The organism is Gilliamella sp. B3022, from assembly GCF_028751545.1.
Classification (GTDB): domain Bacteria; phylum Pseudomonadota; class Gammaproteobacteria; order Enterobacterales; family Orbaceae; genus Gilliamella.
Genome location: NZ_CP071867.1, coordinates 2,020,932 through 2,033,024, shown reverse-complemented (window position 1 = coordinate 2,033,024; position 12,093 = coordinate 2,020,932). Strand labels below are relative to the sequence as shown.

The window sequence follows — 12,093 nt, the reverse complement described above, 5'->3', positions numbered from 1 at the left end:
GCCTTATATTCTTTTATTCTTTAATAGATGGTGATTGGTTGAATGATTGTGCTTCGGATTCAAGCAATACAGGAATATTATCTTTAATCGCAAAAACCAGATTATCCGCTTGGCAAATTAATTGTTGATGTTCTGCATCATACTGCAATTGTCCATGGCATTTAGGACAAGCAAGTGCACTTAATAAAATTTGTTTCATTTTTTATTCTCTTTGAGATTTATTTTATCTAATAATAAACAGATATGATCAATGGCTGGTTTTGGTATCACAGCATCAATAGGCAAAAACCACCAATTGGGTTCAGCAAATAGCTGACATTTGACAGCATCTTTTTCAGTCATTAACAATGTCTGCTCACGACGTGCGACATTATTTAATAATGATAAGGAAAATTTTTGATGATCAGCAAAAGCGACGGTTTTATTTAAGTCAGCCTTCATACTAATCAACATATCAAAAAACCTTTGTGGATTACTAATACCAGCAACGGCACAAATGTTTGATAACGAAGATAACTCTTTCTTTTCTTTGGTTAGCAAATTAATCACATATTTTGGTATTAATTGCATGGTGTATGTTTTATCGGGATATTGCTCGACTAAATTATTTACACTATCACCATTTACGATAATTAAATCAACCGATTTCAACCGATTGCTTCTCTCTCTCATTGGACCTGCTGGCATCCACCAATTATTACCAAATAATCGTTTACCATCCACTACGACAATTTCAATATCTCGAGCTAATGCATAATGTTGCAGACCATCATCAGTTAAAATTACATCTAATTGGTTTTTTTTTAATAATGCTTTAACGGCTTGGCAACGATTAGGCGAGACGGCTACAGGAACATGGGTTCGTTGATAAATGAGAACGGGTTCATCACCTGCCTGATCGGTTGTTGTCGTATTATCTAAAATAAGTGGATAGTTTTCCGCTTTGCCCCCATAGCCACGTGAGACAAGACCAACTTTCAATCCTTTTGCTTCCAACGCTTCAATTAAACTGATAGCCAATGGCGTTTTGCCATTACCTCCTACCGATAAATTACCAATAACAATGATAGGTACGGGTGAGTGCCAGGATTTGAAAATACCCATTTTATATAAAAAGCGACGAACAAACGCAATTATTCCATATAATAGAGAAAATGGTATTAGTAACCAAAATAACCGATTTTTACCATACCAAAGTTTTTCAATCATCACGTTAATATCACTCAATTATGTTTATAGTTTTTTGTATATCTTTTCGATATAGCATTGACTAAATTAGTTGCTTACAGCAAAAGATAAGTTATTTTACTCATAAATCGGTAAACTACCAAACCAATCATGATACCATCTTGGTTTAATTTCACTGCGCATCGTTTTTAATACCCATTTTTGATTTTCAAAAATCAGACTGATTTGCCCTGTTTTAGCAGTAATATAGTAATCTATGTGTAGATCTTGATATCTTGCTACTACATTACCAGATGGTAACTTCCAAGGATTATATCGAGAAGTTGAGGCTAATGCTTTTACTGGTTTAACATGATTTAAAAAAGCATAACTAGATGAAGTACTACTGCCATGATGAGGAATTTGCAATATAGTTGATGCTAATTTATTTCGATATTTTGTTACTAATTGATATTCTTGATTACGTTCTAAATCCCCAGTTAAAAGTACTGAAAAATGCCCATCGCTCACCTGTATCACACACGAATCGGCATTTTGTGCATATTGAACTAATTGAGTTGGCCATAACACATTCAAAAACAAATGATTCCAAACAATAGTGTTGCCCGCTAAACATTGATGATGGTTATCTAATTCTGAAGATGAGCTCATTAGCCAAGCTTTAGGAAAACGACGTTGAAGTAAAGCTAAACCGCCTATATGATCATTATGTTGATGGCTGATGATGATCCCATCCAAATTCAAATTATGCCATCGTAAAAAGGGTAGAATAATCCGCTCTGCTGCGGAAGTTTGTTCCCATCTAGCTCCCGTATCAAACAAAATTGCTGATTTGCCATTATGAATAACAATCGCCAGTCCATGCCCAACATCCAGCATATCTAACCGCCAATAATTCTCTGGTTGTTTAAAAAAGGGGGTGCAAAGTATCATCAAGATTATTAATAATGTAACACTAAAGCGCCGCCATAACTCGGTACGTACAACAACCAAGGAGAGCCAACCGATAATACTTAAAAGATAAAAATCAGGAGAAATATCAAGCCATAAAAAATTAAATTTATCCAAGCAGATAAATAGCCATTCCAGCGATTTATTCGCAATAAACCAACACCATAACGCAAGATGCGAACAATGAATGACACTAAATAACAGCGCTAAAATAATAGCAGGCAAAGTGAATAAGGTAATAACAGGAATAGCAATCAAGTTTGTTAACAAAGAGACCAAACTTATCCCTTGAAAGATAACCAATTGAATAGGTAACAATAATAAGATCAAACCCAATTGCAAATGCAACAACCTGAACCAATACCAACGTTTTTTATTGTTTATCACTTTAGGCAAAGGTAACCAATCAAATAAAAAAATTAAGCTTATTACCGCATAACAAGATAACCAAAAACTTTCAGATAGAATCATTAACGGATCAAAGAATAATAATAGTGCAATGATACGATTTAATTTTTGCCAGGCACTGATTTGACTATTTTTGAAACGTAAATATATCCAAATAGACAATGCTAGTATAGCACGTAATGTAGGGGGACTAAGCCCAGTTAACCAAGCATAAAATAGTGCGCCTAACCATCCTATTATCAGTGGGAAAAAAAAATATATAAAACGCTGAGGAATAAAAAACATCAAAACTTTTATAAAAGTACAGCAAAGACCAAAAATCAGCAAAATGTGCATACCTGAAATAGCCATTAAGTGTGCAACGCCTGTTTGCATCATAATGAAACGATGCTCATCAATCATTTGACTGCGATCACCAAAAGCGAATGCCAATAAAATACCTTGATAAGTAAATGAATCAATGTAGGGTAACGAATGATCAGCGATAAACTGCCGAATGTTCAAATTATCTTCAATTAACTCTGCTTGAAATAATTTTGCAGATAGAAGGTTTCGATTGGCTACAGCAAAACGTTGGCTATCAAATCCACCTTCATTTAAATAGCCATGTACTGCTTTTGTTTTCAAAGTTAATTGCCAAATTTGCCCTGCTTTTGGCTTGATTTGTTGATCCCAATATACCGATATGGTTACCTTAGGGTATATAAAAGGTTGAGAATCATCATTGACTGCAATTTTTACATAATAAGGATCTGTTGGCGTAGTTAAATCTTGAATGTTTATACTTTTAATTTCTGCTTTTACCACAACAATTTTGTCGATGTATGGCTCAATTCTTGTAAAATATTGTTTACAATACGCTATAGACCATAAAAAACTAATAGAAAATACAGAAATGACAATCATATAACTTTGCAATTGAAACGGCACAATCAAAATTAAAACAATTAATATTGAAACTATGATATACCATTGAACATCACCGAGCAGTGAAGGTAAAAACATCAATGGCAAACAACCCAATGAAAATATGATTGCCAATAAATCAACTGATAATAATTGTCGCATTAATCTAAATAAGCTTCATTTGATAGAACACTTAACATATCGCATGGTGATTTGAATTAATCAATGTATCGTGTAATGTTAGAGCTGGCTTCCAATTTATCTATGAATTGAGAGTAATTTTCAGATAATAAGTTTATTTCATCATTTTATTGTGAAAATATTGTTAACTATCAGAACAAAAATAAGGTTGATTTGATAATAAAGAATTGCTAATGTAGGGAAATTTTATAATAGTATAGTAATTTATTGACAGTCGTGATTAAATGGTAGTGAAATAAAAAGCCTTTGATTTTACTCAAAGGCTTCAAAAACGATAATATTTACATATTACGCTTTAGCAGCATTATCCACTCTTTCACGTAATTCTTTACCCGGTTTAAAGTGAGGAATATATTTGTGTTTAACTTCTACATTACCACCAGTTCTAGGATTTCTTGCTTTACGTGGGGCTCGGTAATTTAAACTGAAACTACCAAAACCTCGAATTTCAACACGATCATTACTTTCCATAGCCAAAGCGATCTGTTCGATAATATCTCTCACAGCATCGTCAACTAGCTGCACGGGAAGGTGTGCCCGCCAGTTGGCTATTTTTTCTGCTAAATCTGATCTGTTCATGGTCACTCCTAATTAATTTTTGCGCGGCATAAAATCAATTCATTTTATACTACAAAAGAAAAAGAGGGCAAGCCCTCTTTACTCTTTGCATAAACAATTTTTACTCAGTTTTTGATGCTGCTTTAAATGCTTCCGCCATTGCGTTAGTAAATGATGCATCTTCTTGAGTAGTCGTGTTATTCACCGCTGCAAGTGCTTCTTTTTCGTCTGCTTCATCTTTCGCACGAATTGATAACGAAATTGCACGAGTTTTACGATCGATGTTAACAATCTTAGCTTCAACTTCATCACCAGCTTTTAATACAGTAGTTGCATCTTCGATACGTTCACGAGCGATATCTTGGGCTTTTAAGTAACCTTCAATACCTTCTGCGATTTCAATAGTTGCACCTTTAGCATCAACAGTAGTAACAGTACCTTTAACGATTGTGCCTTTTTTGTAGTTAGCAGCGAAGCTACTGAATGGATCATCTTCAAGTTGTTTAATACCTAAAGAGATACGTTCACGTTCTGCATCAACTTGTAACACAACAGCTTCGATATCATCGCCTTTCTTATAAGATTTAACAGCTTCTTCACCAGGCATATTCCATGAGATGTCTGAAAGATGAACTAAACCATCGATACCACCATCTAAACCAATGAAGATACCAAAATCAGTAATTGATTTGATCTTACCGCTAACTTTATCACCTTTATTGTGTGATTCAGCAAATTGTAACCATGGATTTGGTTTACATTGTTTAAGACCGAGAGAGATACGACGACGTTCTTCATCAATTTCAAGAACAACGACTTCAACCACATCACCTAAGCTAACAACTTTAGATGGGTGGATGTTTTTGTTTGTCCAATCCATTTCAGAAACGTGAACTAAACCTTCAACACCCGTTTCAATTTCAACAAAACAACCGTAATCAGTTAAGTTGGTTACTTTTCCAGTTACTTTAGTTCCTTCAGGGTAACGTTTAGCAATTGATACCCATGGATCTTCGCCTAATTGTTTTAAGCCAAGAGATACGCGTGAACGATCTTTGTCAAATTTAAGTACTTTAACAAGTAATTCTTGACCCACTTCAACCACTTCACTTGGATGTTTAACACGTTTCCAAGCCATATCAGTGATATGAAGTAACCCATCAACACCGCCAAGATCAACGAATGCACCGTAATCAGTAAGATTTTTGATAATACCTTTAACTTCTGAACCTTCTTGTAGATTTTCAAGAAGTTGTTCTCTTTCTGCACTATTTTCAGATTCAATAACAGCACGACGTGAAACAACTACGTTGTTACGTTTTTGGTCTAATTTAATAACTTTTAATTCGATTTCTCTGTTTTCAATATGAGAAGTATCGCGTAATGGACGAACATCAACAAGCGAACCAGGAAGGAACGCGCGAACGCCATTTAGATCAACCGTAAAGCCACCTTTAACTTTACCATTGATTACACCTAATACTGTTGCAGCATCTTCAACTGCTTTTTCTAATGTTAGCCACGCTTCGTGACGTTTAGCTTTTTCACGAGATAAGATTGTTTCGCCAAAGCCATCTTCAATAGAATCAAGAACGACATCAACTACATCGCCAACTTGAACTTCTAATTCGCCTTGTGCATTTTTAAACTGCTCTACTGGAATTGCTGATTCAGATTTTAAACCAGCATCAACTAAAACAACATCTTTGTCGATTGCAACGACAGTACCACGGATCATATTACCAGAACGAGTGTCTAGTTGATTTAAAGACTCTTCAAAGAGTTGAGCAAAAGATTCAGTCATATTTATATACTTTAGTTAAAATTAACGTCCACATTACATCCTGTCTTGTGGGGTTGTTGGTGATACTCCATACATCCTTATATAGGAGCTAGTTCTACACTGCAAGAAAAAACTTACAATGCAAGTTCTTTATTTATATACTTAATAGATTGATTGAAAACATCTTGAATAGATAGGGATGTGGTATCAATTATTAAAGCATCATCCGCAGGTTTAAGTGGCGCAACAGTTCGATTTCGATCGCGCTCATCACGCGCAGTTATCTCCTGCAAAATTTCGGCGAATTTAACATGATTTTGCTTCTCTTGCAACTGTTTCATTCTTCTTTCTGCTCGGGACTCCGCACTCGCATCCAGAAATATCTTAACAGGCGCATCTTTGAACACAACACTTCCCATATCTCGACCATCAGCAATTAATCCTGGTGCCTGTCTAAAGTCTCGTTGGCGTTGTAATAAAGCGGTTCGAACACTATTCATTGCGGCAACTTTTGAGGCTGCTCCACCGGTTTGTTCTGTGCGAATCTCTTTTGAAACATCGAGATTATTTAACAAAACTTTTACTTCACTACCAGTTGTATCAAATGCCAATGGCAAATTAAACGCTAATTGGGCAAGTTTTTGCTCGTCATCAAGAGCAATATTTTGTTTAAGCGCCGAAAGTGCAAGAACGCGATAAATTGCTCCGGAATCCAAAAGACGCCATTTAAAATGATTTGCCAACGCTTGACATAATGTGCCCTTACCAACACCACTTGGGCCATCAACGGCAATAACAGGAACAGATCGATTCATTTTATTCTTCACTTAAACGTTTAAATTGTTCAAAATAATCTGGAAAAGTTTTCATTGTACATTTAGGATCTAATATTGTTATTGGTGTATCCGATAATGCCACTAATGAAAAACACATTGCAATACGGTGATCATTATAAGTTTTTATCTCAGCATGGGTTAATTTAGCTGGAGGAACGATTGTAATATAATCTTCACCTTCATCAACCGTAGCGCCAACTTTTCTTAATTCAGTTGCCATCGCATATAAACGGTCAGTTTCTTTTACGCGCCAGTTATAAATATTGCGAATTGTTGTTGGTCCTTTCGCAAAAAGTGCTGTTGTTGCAATGGTCATTGCTGCATCAGGAATATGATTCATATCCATATCGATGCCATTTAAATCACAACTAGTACACTCAATATAGTCATCTGCCCAAGTAATTTTAGCGCCCATTTTTTCAAGTACATGGGCAAACTGAGTGTCGCCTTGTAAACTTTTTTTACCGATACCTGTAACTCGTACTGTACCACCTTTAATCGCAGCAGCAGCTAAAAAATAAGAAGCGGATGAAGCATCACCCTCAACCAAATAATTGCCCGGCGATTGATAACATTGGTTGGCTTTAATTGTAAACTTTTGATAATGATGATTTGTGACTGTTACACCAAAAATCGCCATCATTTTAATTGTAATATCAATATAAGGCTTAGATACTAAATCTCCAATTATCGTAATTTGAGTATCGTTTGGCGCCAATGGTGAAGCCATTAATAATGCAGTTAAAAATTGGCTAGAAACTGAACCATTAACCTGAATATTACCGCCAATAAAACCACCATGAATGTGTAATGGCGGATAACCTTCATTTTCAAGATAATCAATTTTAGCACCACCTTGACGGAGAGAATCAACTAGGTGACCAATTGGACGCTCTTTCATGCGTGGCTCACCGGTTAGTACAATATTATTATTGCCTAAAGATAAAGCCGCAGCGAGTGGTCGCATTGCGGTACCAGCATTCCCTAAAAAAAGTTTTAAGGCGTTTGACGAAGGTAACATACCACCTACACCTTCGACATCACAGATGGTTCTATCATGTGATAGCTGATACTTCACACCCAAAGCCGATAAAGCATCTAGCATATAGCGGACATCATCACTATCAAGTAAATTGGTTAAACGCGTATTACCCTTACTCAAAGCGGATAATAGTAATGCACGATTAGACACACTTTTAGAACCGGGTAAATTAATGGTGCCGTTAAATTTTTTTATTGGTTGTAAAGTTAAGGATAACATGATGACTCTCTTTAATATTTATTGTAGTTTTTTAAAATTTATCTAGTGTTGTTTTTAACAAATCAATGGCATGCTCATCTTTGGCACTATTTTTCCATAATCTATCAAATAACGAGCGATAGCGTTTAATGGCATCATTCGAAGAGGTAATTGATGCAATACCTGTTGTCACATTTGGTAATTCGCCTAAACGAAAAGGACTCATTGCAAGTGAAATTGGCTCACCATTTTGATAAAAAATTTGAAAAGCAATTGATGGAATCGCTTCTTGAGTAATAGCGATGGTTGGCGCATAAGATTGTTGTTCAATGAGTTCAATTAAATGATAGACTTCTTTACGAGCAAGCAGCATCCTTTCTGATTTTTTACCTGGCGAAATGGTTAAGTTACCGACTAAGCCGATATGCAAAAAACGTTCAACATTACGTAAACTAATTAAGTTTATCACCTTAGGAATTGACTGGTAAAATTGTATTTTACGATGTTTTAAAATTGACAAAATAACTGCATATTTTTGCGGTTCAATTGACTCACTAGACTCTTCTATCATCATAGCTAAATGATTAAGATAGTTTGGTGAAGTTAATAAAAATGAGAAAGGATCGAAATGAGAATAAATATGAGTTGATTGTTCTTCAAGTTGTCGCATACGTTCAAAAAAACCTTCGCCACTTGAATAATATTCTGTATCAATTCCAAGTAAACTTGCAAAAGAGGTATTGAGTAAAAAAGCCAACCGTTCTAATGTTTCAATTTTAACAATTTCACCTTTCTCTAACCGATATACCGCTGCTCGTGAAATTTTAAGATTTTTTGCAACATCTTCTGCTTTTAGCGAAGCAGCAATACGATATGCGCGCAAGCGCTGACCTATAGCACAATAATCAATCGTTCCAGTAATCATAATACACTCAAAACATTAGGATTTTGGCAGTGTATCACATGGTGATAACAATGCCAATTTTTGTAAAAATTTTTCAGGTTGAACCTATTTTTAGGTTCATATTTAAAACAGAAATCAGTTTAATAGAACCTTTTGTAAAGCTGAAACTTTTTCATATTCGGTAAATTCTGAAATTGCTTCTGGTTGCTTTGCATCAGTTTGGCGTTTACCTAATACTTGGGACGCTAAGACTAAACCTTTGGGTTCTATAATGGAGCGATGATAAAAGTCAATAAGATCTTGCTTGGTGATTTTCTTCACTTGCTCAATTTTTTTTGTCAATGAATCAAACGCGAAACGGTTATTTCGATAGTCAGGTAAATAACGGCTTAATTCTTCATCTAAAGTTTGTGGTGGCATAGTCAATTCTTCAAACACTGCTTTTTTATATTGATTAATATCATCTTTAGATAAAGCCTGCAATTTATTTGATATCACTGGATAAAATTCTTGATAGCGTTTAAATAAATAAGCTGGATCATATTGGTTACTTTGTACTGTAAAGCTTATTCCTATGGAATCACCTATTGTCATCGGAGTTGCAAATACTGCATAACCTAATTGTTCATTAGTCCGTATTTGATCATAAAACCATGGGGATAGGATTTTAGACAAAGTATAACTTAATATACCACTACGAATTCTATTATAGCCTGTTGGAATATAACCCATTATTAAGGCATTATCAGTACTCTTTGCTTGTTGAATAATTTTAGCATCCAGCGAATTTTTGATAATAATGTTTTCACTCGGTGTATATTCAACATCGCGTACTAATGTTTTTTGGATAGAGTGGTAAAGATCTAAAGAGTTCTCGTTAGATAAATTACCTAAACTAATCATATATGGCACAGAGCGAGAAAGTAAGTTATCACGATAATCGACAATATCTTTAATAGTAATATTGGCCGTAATTTGACGTCGTTCATCTCGTTCAAAATAACGAGGTAACACAGATAGAGCATTAATGGGTTGAACAGCTAGCCAGTAACTTTTAGCATGATCGGCATTATCAAGTTTTTGTAGATACCAAGATTTCGCTAAAGCTAAAGTTTGTTCATCAATAGTGACATTACGATAACCATCAAGAACGGCTGTCACCATTTTGGATAGGTGTTGACTAAAACCACTTGCTAAGATCATCAAGCCATTATCACCTTGAGTGGATAACGAGATCCCCGCTACCGCAGCTTGAAATTGTAAATCACTCAAACTTCGGTTTGCAATATAGTCAAGTAATTCAAAAGCGACATCCGCTTTGGCTGAAGCAAAGGCTTGATTGCTACGCAAAGAGACGACAATAGCAGCTTTAGGTTCATTTTTGAAATACTGACTTACAAAATGGATATGATTACCACGTTTACTAAACTCTGTTGGTTGAGCTTGATCATAATTTTGTTTCACAATTGAGAAATCATCAGGAATATAAGGATTTAATTGAGGTAAAGAGAAGGTAAAACTCTTACCCAATGTTGACCAACGAGCTTTTTGTTCGCTAGTGATATTTTCAATTTTATAAGGTGCATTGACAAAATAAGCAGTTTTATCCGTGTTTTGATCTGGTGAAATCACCCAAACTCGGGTATTATCAGGCGTTAAACTTTTCAAGCGAGCAATAATTGCCGCTTTATCAAAATTAGTGGCAATGTAATTGGAATTTAATATATTTTGTACTGGATATAACAACATCTGATCAGATAGCCATTCAACATAAGACATATCCCGATCTACATCTTCATACTTAAATTCTAAAGCTAGAACTTTTTTAAGCTCTTCATAATAGGCGTCAGAAACACCCTGCTTTTGAATTAATTGTAAATAATTAAAAATTGCACCAATCACTTTATCTTTCTGAGCGAGGCCTTCATCAGTTAAACTGACATTTATACTAAACGTACCACTATTACCATAACGTATAGAATCATAAGTTGAACTTATTGCTTCAATTAATCCTTGCTTTTTCAGTTGATCGGATAATGTATTTTGGCTGTTATTGCTGATCAAATAATTGATATATTCATCGGTTTTATCGGCAAATTTAGCCAAATTACTTTCCATTGGGAACTGTAAAAATAGCACTTTTTTCGGTTGTGCTGGCACCATAGCAATTTGTTTACTTAGTACATTTGGTGTTAAAGCCGGTTTATCCACTTTAGGAGCAGTGACATTTCTATTCGGAATTTTGCCAAAAGTTGTTTCAGCTAATTTTGCCAATTTACTAATAGATTGATTACTATAAATCACCCCTACCATAATATTGGATGAATAGTAATTTTTATGAAATGCGACTAATGCATCTTGTAATTTACTGTTTGGTTTATCACTTAATGTTTCTAAGTTACCGCCTGCAAATTGCGCTGCAGGATGATCAGGATTGATGGTTTCCGCATTAACTTGCCGGATTCTAAAGCCATCGGTTGATCTGGCCATTGTCATTTCAGCATTAACCGCATTGCGTTCTTTATCCGCAAAATTAGAATCTAATTTAGGTTCCGCTATCGCATCGGCCAAATAATCCATCGCGGTATCTAAAGCACTGTTTTCAACTTCAAAATAAAAAGCAGTTCGATGTGCAGCAGTACTGGCATTATAGCTGCCCGCATGACGGTTTAAAAATTCGGAAAAACTTGAGGGTTTAGGGTACTTTTTGGATCCCATCAGTACCATATGTTCTGTGTAGTGAGCTAATCCTTGTTGATCTTTAGGATCTTGCAGTGATCCCACTGGTAAAGCTAATGAGCCTAATGATTTTGCCGCTTTAGGATCGAATACCAATAGTACCCGCATTTGATTGGCTAATTCAATTACTTCATATTGACGCTTATCGCGATCACTTTGTTGTATTTTCTCTAAAAGCGCTGGGAAGGAAATTTTGTTTTCAATTGCAAAAGAGGAATTAAAAATAAAAAGCACTGATATTATAAAAAAAATAATTTTTATCTTATCCATATAATCTTCGCCTAACAAAAAAATAATATTATAGTCTTTTTTTAAGCAATTAGGGAGAGAAACACACATTATTTGCACGTTAAAATTTCTTAACAAAAATTAACGAAGG

The 12,093-nt window shown here is 35.0% G+C and carries 9 protein-coding genes; all 9 read right to left on the bottom strand.

Features of this window, described 5'->3' with window-relative positions; genetic code table 11:
- Positions 1-13: 13 nt before the first annotated feature.
- Positions 14-199: a Trm112 family protein gene (locus J4T76_RS09130; RefSeq protein WP_267341919.1), complete on the bottom strand. Its 186-nt coding sequence runs from the start codon at positions 197-199 to the stop codon at positions 14-16.
- Positions 196-1,209 (bottom strand): tetraacyldisaccharide 4'-kinase, encoded by a 1,014-nt coding sequence (gene lpxK / locus J4T76_RS09125; RefSeq protein WP_267341957.1) that lies wholly within the window; start codon positions 1,207-1,209, stop codon positions 196-198. Before lpxK ends, J4T76_RS09130 begins: the two co-directional genes overlap by 4 nt.
- A 96-nt stretch (positions 1,210-1,305) precedes the next feature.
- Complete coding sequence (locus J4T76_RS09120) at positions 1,306-3,615, bottom strand: DNA internalization-related competence protein ComEC/Rec2 (protein ID WP_267355119.1); 2,310 nt, start codon at positions 3,613-3,615, stop codon at positions 1,306-1,308.
- A gap of 327 nt (positions 3,616-3,942) precedes the next feature.
- Positions 3,943-4,233, bottom strand: coding sequence for an integration host factor subunit beta (locus J4T76_RS09115; protein ID WP_267341923.1), 291 nt, complete (start codon positions 4,231-4,233; stop codon positions 3,943-3,945).
- 100 nt (positions 4,234-4,333) lie between these two features.
- Positions 4,334-6,016 carry a 30S ribosomal protein S1 gene (rpsA, locus tag J4T76_RS09110; RefSeq protein ID WP_267341924.1) on the bottom strand — a complete coding sequence of 561 codons (1,683 nt, stop codon included), beginning with the start codon at positions 6,014-6,016 and terminating at the stop codon, positions 4,334-4,336.
- A gap of 113 nt (positions 6,017-6,129) precedes the next feature.
- Positions 6,130-6,810 (bottom strand): (d)CMP kinase, encoded by a 681-nt coding sequence (gene cmk, locus J4T76_RS09105; protein WP_267341925.1) that lies wholly within the window; start codon positions 6,808-6,810, stop codon positions 6,130-6,132.
- A gap of 1 nt (position 6,811) precedes the next feature.
- On the bottom strand, positions 6,812-8,092 hold the full coding sequence (gene aroA, locus J4T76_RS09100; RefSeq protein ID WP_267341926.1) for a 3-phosphoshikimate 1-carboxyvinyltransferase: 1,281 nt from the start codon (positions 8,090-8,092) through the stop codon (positions 6,812-6,814).
- Between the two features lie 31 nt (positions 8,093-8,123).
- Positions 8,124-8,996: a helix-turn-helix domain-containing protein gene (locus J4T76_RS09095; RefSeq protein ID WP_267346231.1), complete on the bottom strand. Its 873-nt coding sequence runs from the start codon at positions 8,994-8,996 to the stop codon at positions 8,124-8,126.
- A gap of 114 nt (positions 8,997-9,110) precedes the next feature.
- A complete protein-coding gene (gene ptrA, locus J4T76_RS09090) occupies positions 9,111-11,984 on the bottom strand; it encodes a pitrilysin (RefSeq protein WP_267346230.1) in 2,874 nt (957 codons plus the stop codon).
- Between the last annotated feature and the right edge of the window lie 109 nt (positions 11,985-12,093).

What these genes read in the sequence shown, in the direction of transcription:
- lpxK (WP_267341957.1), bottom strand. Translation starts at nt 1,209, where the DNA reads ATGATTGAAAAACTTTGGTATGGTAAAAATCGGTTATTTTGGTTACTA.
- J4T76_RS09130 (WP_267341919.1), bottom strand. Translation starts at nt 199, where the DNA reads ATGAAACAAATTTTATTAAGTGCACTTGCTTGTCCTAAATGCCATGGA.
- aroA (WP_267341926.1), bottom strand. Translation starts at nt 8,092, where the DNA reads ATGTTATCCTTAACTTTACAACCAATAAAAAAATTTAACGGCACCATT.
- J4T76_RS09120 (WP_267355119.1), bottom strand. Translation starts at nt 3,615, where the DNA reads ATGCGACAATTATTATCAGTTGATTTATTGGCAATCATATTTTCATTG.
- J4T76_RS09115 (WP_267341923.1), bottom strand. Translation starts at nt 4,233, where the DNA reads ATGAACAGATCAGATTTAGCAGAAAAAATAGCCAACTGGCGGGCACAC.
- rpsA (WP_267341924.1), bottom strand. Translation starts at nt 6,016, where the DNA reads ATGACTGAATCTTTTGCTCAACTCTTTGAAGAGTCTTTAAATCAACTA.
- J4T76_RS09095 (WP_267346231.1), bottom strand. Translation starts at nt 8,996, where the DNA reads ATGATTACTGGAACGATTGATTATTGTGCTATAGGTCAGCGCTTGCGC.
- ptrA (WP_267346230.1), bottom strand. Translation starts at nt 11,984, where the DNA reads ATGGATAAGATAAAAATTATTTTTTTTATAATATCAGTGCTTTTTATT.
- cmk (WP_267341925.1), bottom strand. Translation starts at nt 6,810, where the DNA reads ATGAATCGATCTGTTCCTGTTATTGCCGTTGATGGCCCAAGTGGTGTT.